Source organism: Primorskyibacter flagellatus (assembly GCF_900176485.1).
Classification (GTDB): Bacteria; Pseudomonadota; Alphaproteobacteria; order Rhodobacterales; family Rhodobacteraceae; genus Primorskyibacter; species Primorskyibacter flagellatus.
In genome coordinates, this window is the sequence record NZ_FWYD01000005.1 from 38,343 (window position 1) to 57,619 (window position 19,277).

Consider the following 19,277-nt stretch of genomic DNA (forward strand, 5'->3'; position numbering starts at 1 on the left):
TTGAACCGGAGAAATTGAGATGATTTTTCGTTCTCTCTTGGCTTTGGTATTTGCGTTGAATTGCGTGCCAGCGCGGGGACAAGATGCGCCACAGATGTATCTTGATAACACGCGCAAGATCCAAGGTGACAAAATCCGGGTTTGTGTGGATGATGCCGCCGTTGGGGCACCATTTGATCGGGCGGTGGCCGAGGAAATCGGCAAGGCACTGTTTCTTGATGTGGTGTTCGATCAATCTCCGGGTGGATTTCCAATCAGTGGTGGTGGGTTTCTTGAAGAGCTCCAAATCCGGATGAACAAGAACTGCGACCTCGTTATGGGGATGTCTCTGCAGACTGGAAACCTCTATCCCGATTGGGTCAGCCCGACCCGTGTTTATGCCACGGTGCCCTATGTCTTGGCGGTGTTGGACCCCAGATATGAAACCCTTGCGGATATTCCAAAAGAGCACTTTATCGGAACTGCATTGGGATCGTCCGGCGAATGGGCGTTTATCACCGCGATGGGCCAACGCCCAGAGGGGCAGCGGTGGAAGCGACTTCCTTATGCCGACAAATCGTTGATGCTCAGGCGCCTGCGCGACGGGCAACTTTCAGGAATGTTGTTGTGGCAGCCAATGTTGCAGCAGCTGTTGGCAGAGGAACCCGGCGGGGGGGATGTCAAAATTATCGCGCCTGATCCAATACAGGTGGCGACAGTGCGTGTCGGTGGGTTGGTTTCATCGCGCGACAGCTTCCTGCGCAATCAGATCGATTCAGCGATTGATGCCTTGATTCAGGACGAAACCATAGCGGCACTTATGGATGAATTCGGTTTTGCGGGCATGCCCGGAGGGTGAAAAACCGTCATCGGGTAAATGATAGTCCCGAAAGAAGGCCTTGCAGCCAGGCGGGGTCAAACACGCTTAACATGATGGCGATCAACACGAGGGTGGCAGGCCATTCCAGGGTTCGGAACCGGGGCACCCAGGCTTGCTTCATGGCCAGTACGATCTGCGCTCCGGGCAAGCCTGGCCAGGGAAGCAAGCACAGGATTGCTGAACCAACAGAAATATCCTGTATTTGATTGAACAGAATATTCAAAAACTGGCCCAAGCTTGGGTTTAATTCTCTATAGGCTAGGGGGCGCAACAGATCGATCAACGGGATGATGGCTAAAAGGCATGCGCTGGCGATCAGCGGTGCCAACGCCTGCCGTACACGCGCCCATATGTTTGCCGCGCCATGTGACGGCACCACAACCCAACCAGCGCGAAACAAAATAGCCATTAGCAGGCCCCAAGCCGCCAAAGAGCCGCCATTATACGATCTATTGCCACCAATATGGTTAACGACCCGGAGGACAAAAAGATAGACGCTGGAAAACAGCATATAAGCCAGACCTCTTGTCACGATTTGCTGTAATGTAAGATCGTTAAGGAAAGTCATAAATGCGCCCGTGTTGATTGCATGCTTCGTTTACATGCCGGCAACTTGAAACCAGAAGCAAGACACCTGCGCAAAGTGTCTGACATGTGTGAATCGGCATGCAAGATTGACCCAGTTGGGTGAATTATGAGCGCGTAAAATTGACCCACCTGCTATTTATGAAAAGCGTGTCGAAGATCCGGCGGTGGCTATTGGTTGAGGGGCGCAGCATCCGGTCTGTTGCGCGGGCGACGGGATTTTCGCGGAACACGATCAGGAAGTATCTGAAGGATGACGGCCCGCCGAGCTACCAGCGTCAGGTGCGGTCGGTTCGGCACAAACTGTGCAACGGGTTTGATCTTCGTATGCGTCCGGTCTGGCTCTTCTGGCGGTTCACGACTCGGCTCCTGCAAGCTCGCAGAGGATCTGCCATTCCATTGGCGTAACGGGCTGCACGGACAGGCGCGAATTCTTGACCAGCACCATATCGGCCAGACGCGGATCTTGCTTGATCTCGTCCAGGGTTACGGCGCGCGGCAGTGATTTCACCGCCTTGATGTCCACACATTCCCAACGGTCATCCTCCGTGGTGCTGTCAGGGTGGGCTTCGGCGATCACCTCGACAATGCCGACCAGCGCCCGCTCTTTCTGGCTGTGGTAGAAAAACCCGCGATCCCCCACCGCCATCTCGCGCATGAAGTTGCGCGCCTGATAGTTCCGCACGCCGTCCCATTCCTCGCCCGTATCGCCCTTGGCCAGTTGGTCATCCCAGCCCCATGTCGATGGCTCTGATTTGAACAGCCAGTATCTCATGCGATCACCCGGTTCCATTGGATCAGGTCGACGGATTCAAACAGGTCAGCGGCGGCATATGGATCGCCGGCGGCCCAGGATTTTGCCGCGTCCATGTCAGGCACGTCCAGAATGACAAGCGAGCCGGTCATCTCTCCCGCATCGTCAAGCAGCGGGCCCGCCTGCGTCACGACACCCGTCGCGTCGATGTAGTCGAGATGCTTTTGGCGGTTGTCCTTGCGGGTTTGCAGGGCACCGGGTTTGTCGCGGGCGATCAGGGCAACAAGCATGTCCTATTCCTCTTTAAGCGGCCGGGACAGCAGGTCGTCCATGGCCTTGTGTAAATCCGTGCCGTCCAGCAGTCGAACAACGGTTTGCGTGATCGGCATGTCTATGCCGTGGGTCTTTGCCTGGTCCAGCGTTGCACGCGCCGTCGCGGCTCCTTCCACAGTGACGCCCTTGTCGAAGCTTTCGCCGCGTCCCAGAGTCAGGCCCAGCCTGAAGTTCCGCGAAAGCTCTGACGTGCAGGTCAGTGCAAGATCGCCGAGTCCGGACAGGCCTGCAAGCGTTTCCGCGCGCGCGCCCATGTGATGCGCCATTCGCTGCATTTCGGCAAAACCGCGCGTCAGCAAGGCGGCGCGGGCACTGTCGCCCAGCCCGGCTCCGATTGCGGCGCCACATGCGATCGCCATGACGTTCTTCAATGCGCCGCCCAGCTCTGCCCCTAGCGTATCCGAGATGTAGTACACCCTGATATTGGCGGTCGATAGCTTGTGTTGCAGCGCCGTTCCCACCAACGGGTCGGCGCAGGCCAGGGTCAGGGCTGTGGGCAGCCCTTTCGCAATGTCCTGCGCGAAACTGGGGCCGGTCAGAATTGCCGCCGGGTTGGGTTTCAGCGATGAGATCAGCCGCACAGGGCCAAGCCCGGTGGCAAGTTCAATCCCCTTGCAACACGCGACCAGGGGCAGATGGGGCGGCAGGTCCAGCCCGCGCAGCACGTCGCGCAATCTCTGCATGGGTACGGCCAGAAGCAGAACCTCGCACCCCAGCGCCTCTGCCAGATCGGCGGTCGGGTGCAATGTGTCGGGATAGGCGGCATCGGGCAGATAGCGCGGGTTTCGTCGCTGCCTGGCCTGCTCGGCCATGTCATCGGCAGACCGACCCCAAAGCTGCACGGTCGTACGCCCCGACGCGATAGAGATTGCAAGCGCGGTCCCGAAGGCGCCCGCGCCAAGGATACCGACGCTCATGCCTTGGCCCCTTTGCGTCCGCTGCCCACAAGCGGCGCGGCAAGCTTGTCCAGCGGCCAACGCGGACGGGCGGCCAGCGTCATGTCGTCCTCATGGCCCGCAAGGAACAGCTCCAGCCCGGCATAGGCAATCATCGCGGCATTGTCGGTACACAAGCGTAGCGGCGGCGCGACAAACTGCACGTCGCGTTCCGCACAAAGCGTCTCTAATCCGGCGCGTATCGCCTGATTTGCCGCAACGCCGCCCGCAATGGCGAAGGCCGGCACCGCTGGCGCTTCGGTCAGATACAGATCCAATGCGCGGCGCGCCTTTTCGGTCATCACATCACAGATCGCTGCCTGAAACCCGGCACAAATGTCGGCACGATCTGCCTGCCTCAGCCCACCTTCGGCAGCAACAAGCTGATCCCTTTGGCGCAGCAATGCGGTTTTCAGGCCCGAGAAAGACATGTCGCAGCCCGGTCGGTCCAGCAAGGGCCGGGGAAAGGCAAATCGCTTTGGGTCGCCGTCGCGCGCTGATTTCTCAACCGAGGGTCCACCGGGTTGCGGCAACGCCAGCAAGCGGGCGGTTTTGTCGAATGCCTCGCCCGGCGCATCGTCAATCGTACCGCCCAAACGGGAAAAGCTATCTGGCCCGCGCACGATCAGGAACTGGCAGTGCCCACCGGAAACCAAAAGCATCAGGTAGGGATAGGCCAGCCCGTCTGTCAGCCGAGGTGTCAGCGCGTGGCCTGCAAGATGGTTCACGCCGACAAGCGGCCTGCCCAAGCCCGCCGACAGACCCTTGGCCAGCATTACGCCCGACAAGACGCCGCCAATCAGCCCCGGCCCGGCGGTCACGGCGATGGCGTCAATATCGGTCAGGGACACGTCCGCTTCGCTCAGCGCGTCGGTCACGCAGCCATCCAGCTTGACCGCATGGGCGCGCGCAGCGATTTCCGGCACCACACCGCCGAAATCACGATGCAGCGCCTCTTGTCCCATGACCACAGACGACAGGATTCGCGCAGGCTTGCCCGGCTCATGCCGCAGAACAGCGGCCGCCGTATCATCGCAGCTGCTTTCAATTCCAAGGATGGTCAGACGGTCTGTCATATGCCTAGCCGTTGCTTGCACGCCAAATGGCAGGTAACACTCTGGTCTGTTTCTCACAATCCCGGTGTTTGCATGTCCCGGCACCAGCCTGTTCTTTTGATGACAAGACCCGAGCCGGACTCGCGCGCTTTCGCCGACACTCTTCGGGGTTGCTTCGATGTGGTCATTTCGCCGCTATTCGACGTGCAGGTCGCTGAAAACCTGCCGCACATTGCCTCGGATTGCGGGGTGATCTTCACCTCAATCAACGGTGTGAGAGCATGGCAGGCGCTTGGCGGCCAGGTTCATCAGCCTTGTTTTGCGGTCGGCGAGGCGACCGGCCGTGCGGCGCGGGCCCTTGGCTTTGATCCCATCTGCGCGCAGGGAACGGCGGCAGACATGATTCCCATGATAATACGGGCGGCCCCGACTGTGCCGCTGGTTCATGCGCGGGGCAGACATGCACGGGGGGGTGTCGCAGACGCGCTTGTTGCAGCCGGGATAGACACGCAAGCGGTGGTTCTTTACGATCAGAAAGCGATGTCTCTGAACAAGGATGCGATCTCAGTGTTGTGTGGCAACCGACCGGTGATTGCGCCTTTGTTTTCGCCACGATCCGCGACGCTGTTTCAAGCGCAGGCCGTAATTGCGGCACCCGTGGCCGTCGTCGCAATGAGCGATGCAGTCGCGGAATCCTTGGAACAGATCGCAGTCCAAAGGGTTGATATTGCGGCGCATCCAAGCGCGGATTCCATGCGCCGCACGGTGCAGAGACTGTTGGACGCAGACAGGTGGGTTGAGGGGAGGGAAGACGCACAGTAAGCTAAACTGTGCAACTCCCTTTTGGGAAACGTGAATCGAAAAGGTGGCAACACGTGGCAGACGATGAAAAATCGGGCGGGTCGGACAAGATCAATAAATCTTCGGACGTCGACGAAATAAAGGATGCCGCCGTGGTGGAGGACGCCTCCACCGGGTCAGAGCCACCAGTTGATGAGGATTTGGCTGAAGGGGCCTCGGCGGTAGAAGCCGTTCCCGGAGACGAAGCCGCAGACGCCGCCGAACTGACGGATGCCGAGGTGGTCGAGGGCGACGATGGCGTTGCTGCCGTGGAAGCCGTGCCCGACGCGGATGAAGACCTTGGCGAGGTCGAACTGACCGATAATGACTTTGACCGGTCCGAAGGCGCGTTCGACGAAGACCCTCTGGAAGAGCCGGATGACACCTACGATCCCACGCCTTTCGAAGCCCCCGAACCCCCGCAGGCCGAAGGGTTTGCAGGCGCGTCGAGCCAGGCTGGCCCTGCGACCGATACGTCTTACGCCGACACGTCGGCGCCCGTGCCTCAGGTCACGCAGACCATCGTGAAGAAAGCGGGTTTCTTGCCGCTGCTGTTGGGTGGTGTCGCTGCCGCGATCATCGGTTTTGTCGCAGCGCGATATGTGGTGCCGGACGGCTGGCCCTTTCCGGGTGTGCAAACGGCTGAAGATCCGTTTGTCGTCGATACGCTGGCGACGCTGGAAGCGCATGGCGCGGCGATTGCCGATCTGGATACGCGAACCGCTGCGGTGGAGCAAAGCGTAAGCGGAATTGACGTGGATGCCCTGTCATCCCAGGCCAGCGACGCCGCTGCGACCGCGAATGACGCCAGCCAGCGGCTTGACGGGCTGACCGGCAATGTGGAGGCACTGGACGGACGTTTGACCGCCCTGGAAAAACGTCCTGTCGAGGAAAGCGTCTCTCCTGAAGCGATTGAGGCCTATGAACGCGAACTTGACGCGATGCGCGCCGCCATACAGACGCAGCGCGAAGAGATCGAATCCATGCTGGCGGATGCCACTGAAATGGAAGAATCTGCCAATCAGACCGCGCAGCTGACACAGGCGCGCGCGGCCTTGGCGCAAATTTCCAGCGCTTTGACAGACGGGACGCCCTTCGCCGATGCGGCGGCGCAATTGCGGCAGTCTACCGGCAGCATTCCGGAGGCATTGTCCTCGGTCGCGGACGAAGGTGTGGCAACGCAGGCAGAACTGGCCGACCAATTCCCCGGAGCCTCTCGTGCAGCCCTGTCAGCGGCGCGCAACGCGGGTGCCGCCGATGAGGGCGGCGGCCGTTTCAGCAGCTTCCTGCGTGAACAATTGGGTGCGCGGTCTGTCGTGCCGAAGGAAGGCAACGATGCCGACGCGATCCTGTCACGCGCCGAGGCCGCACAGCGCGACGGCGATCTTGACGCAGCGCTCACCGAAATAGAGGCCCTGCCAGACCCCGCGCGCGACGCGTTGTCCGTATGGACTGCGCGGGCGCAAGCGCGTCGTGATGCGTTGGCCGCCCTTGCGGCTGCCTCGCAGGAACTGAACACCCAGTAAGGAACCCGGAATGCTTTGGTCGCTCATCAAGATACTGATCTTCGTCGCCATTGTGGCGGCACTGACCCTCGGGGCGGGTTATCTTCTGGAAACCGACGGTGGTATTCAGATCACCGCCGGGGGTGAGGAATACACACTCGGCCCGCTGCAATCGGTGATCGGCGCGCTGCTGGTCATTCTGGCCGTCTGGGTGCTTCTAAAGCTTTTCTCGCTACTGATCGCCACGCTGCGCTTTCTCAACGGCGATGAAACCGCGATTTCGCGCTATTTTGACCGTAACCGGGAACGTAAAGGGTTTCAGGCGCTCAGCGAAGGCATGATGGCGCTGGCCTCGGGCGAGGGGCGGCTGGCAATGGCCAAGGCCTCCAAGGCGGAGCGCTATTTGCAAAAACCCGAACTGACCGATCTTATCACGGCGCAGGCCGCCGAAATGAGCGGGGATCGTGCGAAGGCCGAGCAGGTCTACAAGAAGCTGATACAAAACGATGCCACGCGCTTTGTTGGCGTGCGCGGAATTATGAAGCAGAAACTGGCGGCGGGCGAAACTGATGTTGCGTTGAAGCTGGCGGAACGCGCGTTCGCCATCAAGCCGCAGCACGAAGAGACGCAAGACGTTCTGTTGCAGCTTCAGGCGCAGAAGGAAGACTGGTCAGGCGCGCGCAAAACACTGAATGCAAAGCTGAAATCTGGCACGATGCCGCGCGATGTCCACAAACGACGTGATGCGGTTCTGGCGCTGTCCGAGGCCAAGGACGTATTGGAAGAAGGCAAGACAATTGACGCACGCGTGGCCGCCATCGAGGCCAACCGCCTGTCGCCGGACCTTATCCCTGCGGCAGTTCTGGCGGCACAGGGCTATATCGAACAAGGCAAGCCGCGTTATGCGGTGCGTGTGCTCAAGAAAGCCTGGGAAGTGCGCCCGCATCCCGAAGTCGCCGGAGCGTTCGCGGCCATCGTGCCGGACGAAACACCTCAGGAGCGTCTGAAACGGTTTCAACAACTGGTTAAGCTGCAACCGGACCACCGCGAGACCAAACTGCTGATGGCGGAGTTGTACATCGCCGCCGAGGATTTCCCCGCTGCGCGTCGAGCCTTGGGCAATCTGCACGAAATCGACGCGGATGCGCGGGTGCTGACGATCATGGCCGCGATCGAGCGCGGCGAAGGTGCCAGCGATACCGTCGTCAAGGGCTGGTTGGCCAAGGCCGTCACGGCACCTCGTGGGCCGCAATGGGTTTGTGACAATTGTCATTCCATTCACACCAATTGGGCACCGGTCTGTGCGAATTGCCAAAGCTTTGACACCCTGTCATGGACCGTACCGCATGAGTCTCAGATGGCTGCACCAACGGGCGTTGGTATGCTGCCGTTGATCGTCGGTGCCTTGGACGACAAAACCGAAGAGCCGCCGGAGGCAGACGTGATTGAAACCCCAGCGGAACCAGAAGAGGCAGAGATCGTTGAGCCGGAAAGCGTCGGGGCCCAGCCGGGCCCGGAAACCGGGGCACCGCCGTCCGAAGTGCTTGAAGAAGGTCGGCGGTAGCGCAGGCTTTTTTTAAACGTAGCGACGGACACATCGACGAATTTTGAAACGACAGGGCAAGAGATTGCGATGCTGCCAGCCCCGAACCTGCGCCATGTCTGCGATCTTGAGGTGCGGTTGGACCCGATCAAGGAGATGGGCGCAGGCCGAGCCGGCCGGCGTCGGATCATTCCGATCGTGGGCGGACGTGTCACCGGGCCGGAACTTTGTGGCCGGATTCTGAACCTGGGGGCCGATTGGCAGACGATCTTTGGCGATGGGCTGGCAGAGCTTGATACCAGATATGCGCTCGAAACGGATGACGGTGCATTCATTGAGATTGTCAATTTCGGTTTCCGTCACGGGCCAGAGGATGTGATCCGCAAACTTGCGGCTGGTGATCCGGTGCCACAGGACAGCTATTACATGCGCACCCATGCACGGCTGGAAACTGGCCATCCGGACTATGCCTGGGTGAACCGTACGCTTTTTGTGGGCACCGGTGCGCGGCTAAAATCGGCTGTAAAGGTTTCACTTTTCGCGATTGAGTAATAGGCGCATTTACTGTGCGGCGTAGGCCGGTGCGCTGACCGGATCAGCGTATTCCGACCTTGTCATTCGCGAAACTGTACAAGTCTCCACGTCAGGCTCGGGGCGCGCCGTAGTAAAGCATTGCGACATGCGTGGCCTCCGCGAAGAACAGCCAGCGCTCCAGCATCAAACCGATTCCGGCGGCCATGACCGCGAATAGATACGGCAATAACATTGGCAGATCGGCCAAAATCCCTAGCGAAATCAACGTCAGCGGTACTGCAACCAGGCAGAGTAAACCAAGCCATCGCAACCGCAGCGCATGACGTCGGGCGACGTCATAGCCCATCTCGCGCATGACGTAATTCGGCCGCGTGTGCGGCGGATCGATTTGGCGAATGCCCTTTGTACCCATCCCCAGCGCTTGCGCGGCGGTGTACGTCCCGTCATCAGAGTCGATATGCCGATAATAGACGAGTTTCAGCACCAACGCGACGCCTAGCGCCAACAGGGTTGCCGCGCCCTGCCAGTGGTTTTGGCCGCCGAGTATTGATGTCATAAGCCCCATCAGCAACCCGCCCGAAGCGGCACCAAGAGCCAGATAGATGACCGGGACCAGCGTCAGGTTCCACTCCTTGATGGTGCGCAAGGATGCGTAAATCATGCCGGTACACCAAACCGTCGCGACCGCGCCCAATGCGCAAAGCAAGGCCAGAAACGGCTCTGCCCCGGTTGTTATCTTCAAGAGCGACAGAAGGCCCAGCAAGCCGACGGGCAGATAGGTGGCCAGCGCTGCCACGCCTTCGCGCGACAGCCATGAGGACCGCCATTGGGACAGCGCGCGCCATGCCCGTTCCGGGTGGCCAAGGTGAAAGGTCGAAGCCAGTAGCCCAACGGTGATCAGTGCAACCGCCAGCGCGAAGGTGAAGAAGAATGACCAGTGCGTATGCGACATATCTCCGGCCATCAAAGCAATCGAGACCCAGAACAGCAGGCCGTAGCCCGCGCCCGAGGAAGTGGTGAAAAGGATGACGGAATAGGCAGGATGCATGTGTCGCGCCCCTCAGCGGCTGAGCGCCCGGTCGGCCCAGGCAAAGAGTTTTTCGATGGGCGCACCGGTGGTCTTGGTGGGCGTCGTTGGCACCGCGGGCGCGTGATCGGACCCCTTGCGCGGCGGCAGGTATTTGTTGACCGGCTTGTAGCCGAACTCTTCCAGCAGGTTGAATCCGCCGCGATCCTCAACCGTTTGCGACACGGCGCTCGCCGGATCACCCAGGTCGCCGAAGGCGCGCGCGCCGGTCGGGCAAGCGCGGACACAGGCGGGCTGACGGTCCTCTTCGGGCAGGGTTTCGTTATAGATCCGGTCAACACACAGCGTGCATTTCTTCATCACGCCGTCATCCTGATCGTATTCCCGCGCGCCGTATGGGCAGGCCCAGCTACATAGCTTGCAGCCGATGCAGGTGTCCGGGTTGACCAGAACGATGCCATCCTCGGCGCGTTTGAAACTGGCCCCGGTCGGGCAGACGGTCACACAGGCCGCATCTTCGCAATGCAGGCAGGAGCGCGGGAAATGCACCGTGCCTTTCCAGTGGTCGTTGTCGATCTCGTAGCTGTGCACCCGGTTCAGCCAAGCGCCGTCCGGCTCGGCCCCGTAAGGGTCGAAATCCGACAAAGGCGCGGAATAGCCGCTGGTGTTCCATTCCTTGCAGGACGTCACGCAAGCGTGGCAGCCCACGCAGATATCCAGATCAATGACGAGGCCGAGTTTTTTACCCGTTTTCTCCGGAAGGCAGGTCATGTCGTCTCCTTCCGAAATTGTACCCCGAAGGCAAGCTTTTCGGGCGAGGGCGGTTGGCTGTCATGGCCCAAAGGCTCAAACATTGGTTCCGTCGCGCCGGTACTCTCTGCCTTTGCTATTGCCACACGCAGATCGAACCATGCGGCCTGCCCTGTGATCGGGTCGGAGTTGGAGTAGCGGTAGCCTCCGCCACCCTTGGGAAGCAGTTCCGAAATCAGGTGGTTGAGCAGGAAGCCTTCGGTATTCTCAGGCGCGTCCTCATCCAGCCCCCAAGCGCCCTCGCGCTTGCCGATGGCGTTCCAGGTCCAGACGGTGTGCGGGTTGACGCCCTCCATCAGACGGATCTGGCATTTCACACGGCCCAGATGCGAAGACAGCCAAACCCAGTCATCGTCTGTCGCGCCGATAGAGGTGCCGACACTGGTGTGGACATACAGCCGGTTCGCGGCCGTGATCTGACGCAGCCACGCATTCTGCGACCCCCAGGAATGGTACATATGCATGGGGCGTTGAGTGATGGCGTTCAGCGGATAGGCACCCGTGTCGATCATCGTGCCTTCAAGCGGTTCGTACCAGAATGGCAGCGGATCAAAAAAGCGGGTTATGCGGTCGCGCGCCCGCTCTGGCGGTTGGCGGTCGCCATGACCCAGCGCGGAAAGGCGGAACTTTTGCAACGGTTCGGAATATAGTTGAAAGATCGTCGGCTCGGCGGACATGCGGATGCCCTTGGTGATCCCCCAATCCAGATAGCCGCGATTGGCATGTTTGAAATAGGCATGCTCGGGCGCAAGGTGATGGGCGTGGAATGCGCCATTCCTGACGTATTCTTTCAGCTGATCGGGGTTGGGTGCGCCGGTGCCGAAGCTTGTCCCATCCTCGCCGCGCCAGCCCGCCAGCGGCCCGACACCGGGTTTGCGCTGGTGATTGACGATATAGTCGGCATAGCCGCCGGGAAACTTCGCGCTGCCGTCCTCGTTTGTAAAAGCGGGAAACTTCAGCCGGTGGGCAAGGTCGATCAGCACCTCTTGGAACCCGCGCACGTCACGATCTGGCGGCACCACGGGATGACGGATCGCATCGGCCACCATATCCGGTTCCGAAATGGGCCGGTCCAGCAGGCTGATGCAGTCCCAGCGTTCCAGATAGGTGGTGTCTGGCAGGATCAGATCGGCGTATGGCACGGTTTCGGAGTAATAGGCGTCTGAATAGATGATCCTGGGGATCACATAGTCGTCGTTTTCGTCCTTGGCGGTCAGCGCGTCCAGCGTGCCGGGTACGTTCATGGACGAATTCCACGCCATATTCGCCATATACATGAACAGCACGTCGATGCCGTAGGGGTCTTTCTGTGCCGCGTTGTTGATGACCATATGCATCAACCCATGCGCCGACATCGGAGCGTCCCAGCTAAACCCCTTGTCCAGCCGTGACGGGTTGCCTTCGCCGTCCAGCAGCAGATGTTCCGGGCCGTGCGGAAAACCCAGATGCGGCCCGCCCAGAGGCATTTCGGGCTTGATATCGCCCGCCGCGCCATGCGGCAGCAGGTTGGGCGGGGTCTGTTTGGGGTAGGGCGGCTTGTAGCGGAACCCACCGGGGCAATCGATGCTGCCCAGCAGGATTTGCAGGATATGGATCATCCGGCAGGTCTGAAACCCGTTGGAATGGGCAGAAATCCCGCGCATCGCGTGCATCGAGATTGGCCGTCCGATCATGGTCTCGTGCCTGCGCCCGGCCCAATCCGTCCAGGGCTGGTCCAGCACGATTTCTTCCTTGAAAGCCACATGCGCGAGTTCGGCGGCGATCCGGCGGATCTCCTCAGCGTCCAGCCCGGTGGGGGCTGCGACCGTTTCGGGCGCATAATCATCCGACAGGTAGCGTTCCGCCATCAGTTCGAACACCGGGCGGGCGATGCGACCATCGGGCAGGGTGCGGGTGCCGGTCAGCGCGGGCTGGATGTCGGCGGCCTTGCCGTTGCCATAGGCCTCCGTCGCCTTGTCCCAGACCAACGGGTTGCCATCGGCGTCCCGCGCAAACAGCCCGTCCCGATCGGTGCCGGGCGCGTCGATCACCAGCCAGGGCGCGTTGGTGTAGCGCACAAGGTAGTCGAGGTCGATCTGCTGGGTGCGGAACAACTCGTGTATCAGCGCGCCCACGAACAGCCCGTCCGTGCCGGGACGCAGCCCGACCCACTCATCAGCCACGGCGTTATAGCCGGTGCGTACCGGGTTCACCGACACGACCTTGGCGCCGCGCGCTTTCAGCTTGCCGATGCCGATCTTGATCGGGTTACTGGCATGATCCTCGGCCACGCCGAACAGCATGAAATATTTGGTCAGATCCCAGTCAGGATCGCCAAATTCCCAGAACGCCCCGCCAAAGGTATAAAGCCCCCCAGCCGCCATGTTGACCGAGCAGAACCCGCCATGGGCCGCGAAATTGGGCGTGCCGTATTGCATCGCCCAGAACCCGGTCAGCGATTGGCTTTGATCGCGCCCGGTGAAGAAGGCCAGCCGCTTGGGATCGCTCTTGCGCACCGTGCCCAGCCACTCGGTCGCGATCTCCAGTGCTTCGTCCCAACTGATTTCTTCGAACTGGCCGGACCCGCGCGGTCCGACCCGCTTCATCGGCGCGCGCAACCGCGCGGGCGAGTAGTGCTGCATGATGCCGGCGCTGCCCTTGCCACACAGCACGCCCTTGTTGACGGGATGATCTCGGTTGCCGTCGATATAGCGCACCTGCGGTTTGCCGTCCGGCCCGTCCTTGAGATGCACATTGATCCCGCAACGGCAGGCGCACATGTAACAGGTCGTCTGTTCAATACGGTCACCCACAGGTTCGGAAAGCGGGATCTGGGGTTCGCGGAACATGTATATCTTTCGGCAGGACAGAAGTTGCACGATTCTTCTGCGAGCTTACACAAACTTTGCAAAGCCGAACAATGCTTTGCGATTTCAGTGGTCTGGCGTGGCACCGCCTATGGCAGCCGTCAGTTTGTGCGATGCGGTCAGCACTGCGACACTTAACCGTTCAATCTCTTCCGGCGTGACCCGTGTCGTGGGGCCAGAGACCGAAATGCCGGCGATTGCTTCGTCATGGATGTCGAACACCGGGGCCGCGATGCAGCGCATACCAAGATTGCGTTCCTCGCCGTCAATGGCGTAGCCGCGCGCCCGTGTGGTTGCGAGGTCCGCAATCAAGGCGGAACGCTCTGTCAGTGTATATTCGGTAAATTTCTCAAGCGGGCCGCGGTCCAGAAATCTGTTGATCCGATGATCGTCCATCTGGGACAGCAGGGCTTTGCCGATGCCGGATGCGTGCAGACGCGACAGCGTGCCGGGCGGAAAAAACGCGCGAATGCTTGCGTTCGTCTCTACCTGACTGACAAAAAGCACATTGCCGTTTTGTTCGATACCCAGATTGGCCGTTTCGCCAGTCGCCTCCATCAGTTGGCGCAGAAGGGGTCTGGCCCGATCAACAAGGCTGGTCCGCTTCAAGAAGCGCGCACCGATCAAAAAGGCGCGCGGTCCGATGTGCCAGACCTGATCGGCCTGATCAAACTCTACCAGCCCCCGGACCTCAAGCGTTACCAGAATGCGATAGACCGTCGCCGGAGACTGCTCGAGATCGCCTGCCAGGGCTGACAAGGTCTTGCCTTGTGCTTCGCTCAGAAACTCGAAGACTTCCATGGCCCTGTCCAGCGACTTGATGGTGTTTTGCGCCGTCTTGTCATTCCAATCACGCGGGCGTCCACGGGTCTTTCTGGATGGATGCGCGTCATTCTTCTGTAATTCCATAAGATGAGTTCTTTTTAATATGAAAGATAATTTTACGATATGAAAAAAGTAACCATCTGACAAGGAAGAATTATTTTAACTATTGTAGAAATGAAATGACTTTTCAAAAAAGTTTCGTCCTGCATGGGGGCACGATATGTTGAGCTCAGCCTCAGAAGGAGACGATCATGAGCTTCCAGAACCCAGTATTCATTCCCGGTCCTACAAACATGCCCGAAGCGGTTCGCCAGGCGTGCTATATGCCGACGATTGACCACCGGTCGCCAACGTTTGGCAAGATCCTGCATCCGTGTCTGGATGGTGTCCGGAAGGTCCTGAAATCCGACAGCGCCAAGATCTACATCTTCCCGTCGACCGGAACCGGCGGCTGGGAAACGGCGCTCAGCAACACGCTTAACAAGGGGGACAAGGTGCTGGCCGCGCGGAACGGCATGTTCAGCCACCGTTGGATCGACATGTGCCAGCGCCACGGACTGGACGTGCATGTGGTCGAGACACCATGGGGCGAAGGTCTGCCCGCCGACAAGTACGAAGAGATCCTGAAGGCTGACAAGTCTCATGAGATCAAGGTGGTTCTGGCCACGCATAACGAAACCGCCACAGGCGTGAAGTCCGATATTGCCGCCGTGCGCAAGGCGCTCGACGCTGCGGGCCACCCTGCAATGCTGTTTGTCGATGGAGTCAGTTCCATCGCGTCCATGGATTTTCGGTTTGACGAATGGGGCGTCGATGTTGCCGTGACCGGCAGCCAAAAGGGCTTCATGCTGCCCGCTGGCCTGGCGATTGTCGGCTTCTCGGACAAAGCCGTGCAAGCAACCAAATCTGCAACATTGCCGCGCACATTCTTCGACATCAACGACATGCAGAAGGGTTATGACAACAACGCGTTCCCCTACACCCCGCCTGTCGGGTTGATGAACGGTCTGAAACTGTCTCTCGACATGCTGCTGGATGAAGGCATCGAAAACGTGTTCGCGCGCCATCACCGCATTGCCGAAGGTGTCCGCAAGGCCATCGGTGCATGGGGGCTGGAACTGTGCGCAGCTTCGCCCGACGTGTATTCCGACACTGTATCTGCCATCCGCACGCCGGAAGGGTTCAATGCCACTGACATCGTGACCGTCGCCGCAAACGACTACGGGATGGCGTTTGGCGTTGGTCTGGGCGAAGTTGCCGGCAAGGTTTTCCGTATCGGCCATCTGGGCAGCCTGACCGATGCGATGATGCTGTCGGGCCTTGGCGTCGCGGAAATGGTGATGGTTGATTTGGGTCTGGATGTGAAGCTTGGCTCGGGTGTTGCGGCAGCGCAGGAATACTACCGCCGCGACCTGAAAAACGGCAGCAAGGCGGCCGCATAATGTCTGGTGAGATGTATATCCCTACCTATCAGGACATGCTTGATGCGCATGAGCGCATCAAGCCCTATATCCGCGAGACACCGGTGCGGACCTCGGCCTATCTGAACGAGCTGAGCGGGGCAGAGTTGTTCTTCAAGTGCGAGAACTTTCAGGAACCGGGCGCTTTCAAAGTGCGCGGTGCCAGCAATGCGGTGTTCGGACTGGACGAGGAGCAAGCGAAAAAGGGTGTCGCCACCCATTCATCTGGCAACCATGCCTCGTGCCTCAGCTACGCCGCGATGAAGCGTGGCATTCCCTGCAATGTCGTCATGCCGCGCACCGCGCCGCAGGCCAAGAAGGACACCGTCAAACGTTATGGCGGAAACATCACGGAATGCGATCCCTCGACCTCTTCGCGTGAAGAGACGTTTGCCAAGGTGCAGGCGGAAACCGGCGGTGATTTCGTGCATCCCTACAATGACCCACGGGTGATCGCGGGTCAGGGCACCTGCGCGCGTGAGTTCATGGAACAGACCGGCGGCCTCGATATGGTTGTGGCGCCGATTGGTGGTGGCGGCATGATTTCGGGCACCTGTCTGACCTTGTCACATCAGGCACCCGAAACGCAGATCATCGCCGCAGAGCCAGAGCAGGCAGACGATGCCTATCGCAGCTTCAAGGCCGGGCACATCATCGCTGATGATGCGCCAAAGACCATCGCGGATGGATTGCTGGTTCCGCTGAAAGACCTGACCTGGCACTTTGTGTCAAATCACGTCACGGACATCCTGACGGCGTCGGAAGAGGAAATCATCGACGCGATGAAGCTGACATGGAAGCATCTGCGCATCGTCATGGAGGCCAGTTCTTCCGTGCCGTTGGCCACGATCCTCAAGAACAAGGACCGGTTCGCTGGAAAGCGCGTCGGCATCATCATCACAGGCGGCAATGTCGATCTCGACAAGCTGCCGTGGCTTAAATGAACACGCTAAGGGAGCACATAAAATGAACGCACCTGCCAAATTCGACGATTACGAAGTCGGTTTCGACATCCCCGCCGTCCCCGGCATGGATGAAAAAGAGATCCAGACGCCCTGTCTGATCCTCGATCTGGACGCGCTGGAATACAACATCAAGAAGATGGGCGATTATGCCAAGGCACACGGCATGCGCCACCGCGCGCATGGCAAGATGCACAAATCCGTCGATGTGCTGAAGTTGCAGATGGAACTGGGCGGGGCCGTTGGTGTCTGCTGCCAGAAAGTCTCTGAAGCTGAAGTGTTCGCCCGCGCCGGCATCAAGGAAATCCTTGTTTCCAACCAGGTTCGCGACCCGGCCAAGATCGACCGCCTGGCACAGTTGCCCAAGATCAGCGGCGGCGAAATCATCGTATGCGTCGATGATCTTGCCAACATCTCGGATCTGTCCGAAGCCGCGCAAAAGCACGGCACCGATCTTGGTGTTTTCATCGAAATCGACTGCGGCGCGGGCCGCTGCGGCGTGACAACAACCGAAGCCGTCGTCGAAATCGGCAAGGCGGTGCGCGATGCCCATAACCTGACATTCCGCGGCATTCAGGCCTATCAGGGCGCGATGCAGCACATGGACAGCTTCGAGGATCGTCAGCAAAAGCTCGACACGGCTATTGCTCAGGTCAAGGATGCCGTCGAAGGCCTCAGGGCCGAGGGTATCGAGTGTGACCTCATTTCAGGCGGCGGCACAGGCTCTTACTACTTCGAGAGCAATTCGGGCGTCTACAATGAGCTTCAGTGTGGGTCATACGCGTTCATGGACGCGGATTACGGCCGTATCCTGGACAAGGACGGCAAGCGCATTGATGACGGCGAATGGAAAAATGCGTTCTTCATCCTGACAAGCGTGATGAGCCACGCCAAGGAAGACAAGGCGATCGTGGATGCCGGTCTCAAGGCACAGTCGATGGATAGCGGCCTGCCGTTCATCTACGGCCGTGACGATGTGGAATACGTCAAATGCTCGGACGAACACGGTGTTGTTGCCGATCCCAAGGGCGTGCTGAAGGTCAATGACAAGCTGAAGCTCGTCCCCGGCCACTGCGACCCGACCGCCAACGTGCACGACTGGTATGTCGGCGTTCGCAACGGCAAGGTCGAGACCGTCTGGCCCGTCTCTGCACGCGGCAAAGCCTACTGATCGCACCATCTCGGCCGCGCATCTTGCGGCCGTATGCCACAAAAAACGTCTGCGCGCGCGGCACCTGTCGGTGCGCGTGGACGCATGAACCCAGAAGGATGTGACACGATGCTGATCGTTCCCGAACGCGAAATTGCCAATCTGATGACCCGCTCTGCCGCATTTGATGCTGTAGAAAGTGTCTTTGCTGCCATGGCGTCAAAAAACGCCTATAACTTCCCAGTCATTCGCGAAGCGATTGGTCACGAAGACGCGCTTTATGGCTTCAAAGGCGGGTTCGACAAACAGGGAATGACGCTTGGCCTCAAGGCCGGAGGGTACTGGCCCAACAACCTTGAAAAGCATGGGGTGATCAATCACCAGTCCACGATTTTCCTGTTCGATCCGGACACCGGCATGGTCAAGGCGATGGTGGGTGGCAACCTGCTGACAGCCCTGCGTACGGCGGCTGCGTCGTCGGTCTCGATCAAGCATCTTGCCCGCAAGGATGCCAAGGTCATGGGCATGGTCGGTGCCGGTCATCAGGCGACATTCCAATTGCGCGCAGCACTTGAGCAGCGCCCCTTCGAAAAGGTCATCGGTTGGAACTATCACCCTGAAATGCTGCCCAACATCGAAAAGGTCGCGAACGAAGCGGGTGTTCCCTTCGAGGCGGTCGAGCTGGATGGCATGGTCGAGGCCGACGTGGTGATCTCCATCACCTCGACGTTCGAGCCGACCGTCATGGCCAAGCACATTTCGCCGGGTACACACATCGCCTGCATGGGAACCGACACCAAGGGTAAGCAGGAAGTCGAGGCCGCGCTGCTGGGCAAGGCCACCGTCTTTACCGATGAGGTCGCGCAATCCATCACCATCGGCGAAGCGCAACACGCGATCTATAACCACATGATCCGTCCGGAGAACATCGTTCAGATCGGCGAAGTCATCAACGGCACGCATAAGGGCCGGACATCGGATGACGAGATCACGCTGTTCGACGGCACAGGCGTCGGTTTGCAGGATCTGGCCGTCGCGGCCAGCGTCGTGGAACTGGCCGTGAAGAACGGTGTCGCCATAGAGGTTGATTTTTGATGCCGGTCGGTCGCCTTCGGTCCGGATGTGCTGACGGCGACCAACTGAAGTTGCGAATACAGGAGGTGATAGCTTTCGCCAGTTTGAAAAATGCAGCAGTCGGCAACCGGGTGACAATACCAAACGCCGATGAAAAAACGCCGCGCAATTCAGGAATGT

Annotated in this window: 18 protein-coding genes; 9 read left to right on the plus strand and 9 right to left on the minus strand. The window is 59.6% G+C overall.

The annotated features are described in order from the left end of the window. Nucleotides 1-19: 19 nt before the first annotated feature. On the plus strand, nt 20-838 hold the full coding sequence (locus B8991_RS09590; RefSeq protein ID WP_084352777.1) for a substrate-binding periplasmic protein: 819 nt from the start codon (nt 20-22) through the stop codon (nt 836-838). 7 nt (nt 839-845) lie between these two features. On the opposite strand, the gene B8991_RS09595 is transcribed toward B8991_RS09590, so the two are convergent. The 5 genes from B8991_RS09595 to tsaD all read right to left on the minus strand — a co-directional run bounded on the left by B8991_RS09595 (nt 846) and on the right by tsaD (nt 4,542). Further along, nucleotides 846-1,427 carry a hypothetical protein gene (locus B8991_RS09595; RefSeq protein ID WP_084352778.1) on the minus strand — a complete coding sequence of 194 codons (582 nt, stop codon included), beginning with the start codon at nt 1,425-1,427 and terminating at the stop codon, nt 846-848. A gap of 372 nt (nt 1,428-1,799) precedes the next feature. Further along, on the minus strand, nt 1,800-2,219 hold the full coding sequence (locus tag B8991_RS09600) for an EVE domain-containing protein (protein ID WP_084352779.1): 420 nt from the start codon (nt 2,217-2,219) through the stop codon (nt 1,800-1,802). After that, entirely contained in the window at nt 2,216-2,488 is a 273-nt protein-coding gene (locus B8991_RS09605) for a YciI family protein (RefSeq protein ID WP_084352780.1), read from the minus strand. Before B8991_RS09605 ends, B8991_RS09600 begins: the two co-directional genes overlap by 4 nt. Before the next feature lie 3 nt (nt 2,489-2,491). Further along, nucleotides 2,492-3,448 (minus strand): NAD(P)H-dependent glycerol-3-phosphate dehydrogenase, encoded by a 957-nt coding sequence (locus tag B8991_RS09610; RefSeq protein ID WP_084352781.1) that lies wholly within the window; start codon nt 3,446-3,448, stop codon nt 2,492-2,494. Further along, nucleotides 3,445-4,542, minus strand: coding sequence for a tRNA (adenosine(37)-N6)-threonylcarbamoyltransferase complex transferase subunit TsaD (gene tsaD / locus B8991_RS09615; protein ID WP_084352782.1), 1,098 nt, complete (start codon nt 4,540-4,542; stop codon nt 3,445-3,447). Before tsaD ends, B8991_RS09610 begins: the two co-directional genes overlap by 4 nt. Nucleotides 4,543-4,641: 99 nt before the next feature. On the opposite strand from tsaD, the gene B8991_RS09620 reads away from it, so the two are divergent. The 4 genes from B8991_RS09620 (at nt 4,642) to B8991_RS09635 (ending at nt 8,961) form a co-directional block, all read left to right on the plus strand. Beyond that, nucleotides 4,642-5,343, plus strand: a complete 702-nt coding sequence (locus B8991_RS09620; RefSeq protein WP_179141456.1) for a uroporphyrinogen-III synthase — start codon at nt 4,642-4,644, stop codon at nt 5,341-5,343. A 53-nt stretch (nt 5,344-5,396) separates the two neighbouring features. Continuing rightward, nucleotides 5,397-6,887 (plus strand): COG4223 family protein, encoded by a 1,491-nt coding sequence (locus B8991_RS09625; RefSeq protein WP_084352783.1) that lies wholly within the window; start codon nt 5,397-5,399, stop codon nt 6,885-6,887. Between the two features lie 10 nt (nt 6,888-6,897). Beyond that, nucleotides 6,898-8,430 (plus strand): heme biosynthesis protein HemY, encoded by a 1,533-nt coding sequence (locus B8991_RS09630; RefSeq protein ID WP_084352784.1) that lies wholly within the window; start codon nt 6,898-6,900, stop codon nt 8,428-8,430. Between the two features lie 69 nt (nt 8,431-8,499). Further along, the gene (locus B8991_RS09635; protein WP_084352785.1) at nt 8,500-8,961 is read left to right on the plus strand and encodes a DUF3237 domain-containing protein; all 462 of its coding nucleotides are present in this window, start codon (nt 8,500-8,502) and stop codon (nt 8,959-8,961) included. 91 nt (nt 8,962-9,052) lie between these two features. Here B8991_RS09635 and B8991_RS09640 read toward each other — a convergent pair whose 3' ends face one another. From B8991_RS09640 to bhcR, 4 genes are all read right to left on the minus strand, one after another. Further along, on the minus strand, nt 9,053-9,991 hold the full coding sequence (locus B8991_RS09640; RefSeq protein ID WP_084352786.1) for a dimethyl sulfoxide reductase anchor subunit family protein: 939 nt from the start codon (nt 9,989-9,991) through the stop codon (nt 9,053-9,055). A gap of 12 nt (nt 9,992-10,003) precedes the next feature. Continuing rightward, complete coding sequence (locus B8991_RS09645; protein ID WP_084352787.1) at nt 10,004-10,741, minus strand: 4Fe-4S dicluster domain-containing protein; 738 nt, start codon at nt 10,739-10,741, stop codon at nt 10,004-10,006. Further along, nucleotides 10,738-13,608, minus strand: coding sequence for a molybdopterin oxidoreductase family protein (locus B8991_RS09650; RefSeq protein WP_084352788.1), 2,871 nt, complete (start codon nt 13,606-13,608; stop codon nt 10,738-10,740). The genes B8991_RS09645 and B8991_RS09650 overlap by 4 nt, the downstream gene beginning before the upstream one ends. Before the next feature lie 84 nt (nt 13,609-13,692). After that, nucleotides 13,693-14,535 carry an HTH-type transcriptional regulator BhcR gene (bhcR, locus tag B8991_RS09655; RefSeq protein ID WP_084352789.1) on the minus strand — a complete coding sequence of 281 codons (843 nt, stop codon included), beginning with the start codon at nt 14,533-14,535 and terminating at the stop codon, nt 13,693-13,695. A 167-nt stretch (nt 14,536-14,702) separates the two neighbouring features. On the opposite strand from bhcR, the gene bhcA reads away from it, so the two are divergent. The 4 genes from bhcA (at nt 14,703) to bhcD (ending at nt 19,118) form a co-directional block, all read left to right on the plus strand. After that, nucleotides 14,703-15,893 carry an L-aspartate--glyoxylate aminotransferase BhcA gene (gene bhcA / locus B8991_RS09660; protein WP_084352790.1) on the plus strand — a complete coding sequence of 397 codons (1,191 nt, stop codon included), beginning with the start codon at nt 14,703-14,705 and terminating at the stop codon, nt 15,891-15,893. Between the two features lie 11 nt (nt 15,894-15,904). Continuing rightward, a complete protein-coding gene (gene bhcB, locus B8991_RS09665) occupies nt 15,905-16,855 on the plus strand; it encodes a beta-hydroxyaspartate dehydratase BhcB (RefSeq protein WP_143514551.1) in 951 nt (316 codons plus the stop codon). A gap of 22 nt (nt 16,856-16,877) precedes the next feature. Next, a complete protein-coding gene (bhcC, locus tag B8991_RS09670) occupies nt 16,878-18,044 on the plus strand; it encodes a 3-hydroxy-D-aspartate aldolase BhcC (protein WP_084352792.1) in 1,167 nt (388 codons plus the stop codon). 108 nt (nt 18,045-18,152) lie between these two features. Beyond that, on the plus strand, nt 18,153-19,118 hold the full coding sequence (gene bhcD, locus B8991_RS09675) for an iminosuccinate reductase BhcD (RefSeq protein WP_084352903.1): 966 nt from the start codon (nt 18,153-18,155) through the stop codon (nt 19,116-19,118). Nucleotides 19,119-19,277 lie beyond the last annotated feature (159 nt).

Coding starts and splice junctions, on each gene's coding strand:
- bhcA (WP_084352790.1), top strand. CDS start 14,703: ATGAGCTTCCAGAACCCAGTATTCATTCCCGGTCCTACAAACATGCCC.
- B8991_RS09600 (WP_084352779.1), bottom strand. CDS start 2,219: ATGAGATACTGGCTGTTCAAATCAGAGCCATCGACATGGGGCTGGGAT.
- B8991_RS09610 (WP_084352781.1), bottom strand. CDS start 3,448: ATGAGCGTCGGTATCCTTGGCGCGGGCGCCTTCGGGACCGCGCTTGCA.
- B8991_RS09595 (WP_084352778.1), bottom strand. CDS start 1,427: ATGACTTTCCTTAACGATCTTACATTACAGCAAATCGTGACAAGAGGT.
- B8991_RS09620 (WP_179141456.1), top strand. CDS start 4,642: ATGACAAGACCCGAGCCGGACTCGCGCGCTTTCGCCGACACTCTTCGG.
- B8991_RS09590 (WP_084352777.1), top strand. CDS start 20: ATGATTTTTCGTTCTCTCTTGGCTTTGGTATTTGCGTTGAATTGCGTG.
- tsaD (WP_084352782.1), bottom strand. CDS start 4,542: ATGACAGACCGTCTGACCATCCTTGGAATTGAAAGCAGCTGCGATGAT.
- bhcR (WP_084352789.1), bottom strand. CDS start 14,535: ATGGAATTACAGAAGAATGACGCGCATCCATCCAGAAAGACCCGTGGA.
- B8991_RS09605 (WP_084352780.1), bottom strand. CDS start 2,488: ATGCTTGTTGCCCTGATCGCCCGCGACAAACCCGGTGCCCTGCAAACC.
- B8991_RS09630 (WP_084352784.1), top strand. CDS start 6,898: ATGCTTTGGTCGCTCATCAAGATACTGATCTTCGTCGCCATTGTGGCG.
- bhcB (WP_143514551.1), top strand. CDS start 15,905: ATGTATATCCCTACCTATCAGGACATGCTTGATGCGCATGAGCGCATC.
- B8991_RS09650 (WP_084352788.1), bottom strand. CDS start 13,608: ATGTTCCGCGAACCCCAGATCCCGCTTTCCGAACCTGTGGGTGACCGT.
- B8991_RS09640 (WP_084352786.1), bottom strand. CDS start 9,991: ATGCATCCTGCCTATTCCGTCATCCTTTTCACCACTTCCTCGGGCGCG.
- bhcD (WP_084352903.1), top strand. CDS start 18,153: ATGCTGATCGTTCCCGAACGCGAAATTGCCAATCTGATGACCCGCTCT.
- B8991_RS09635 (WP_084352785.1), top strand. CDS start 8,500: ATGCTGCCAGCCCCGAACCTGCGCCATGTCTGCGATCTTGAGGTGCGG.
- bhcC (WP_084352792.1), top strand. CDS start 16,878: ATGAACGCACCTGCCAAATTCGACGATTACGAAGTCGGTTTCGACATC.
- B8991_RS09645 (WP_084352787.1), bottom strand. CDS start 10,741: ATGACCTGCCTTCCGGAGAAAACGGGTAAAAAACTCGGCCTCGTCATT.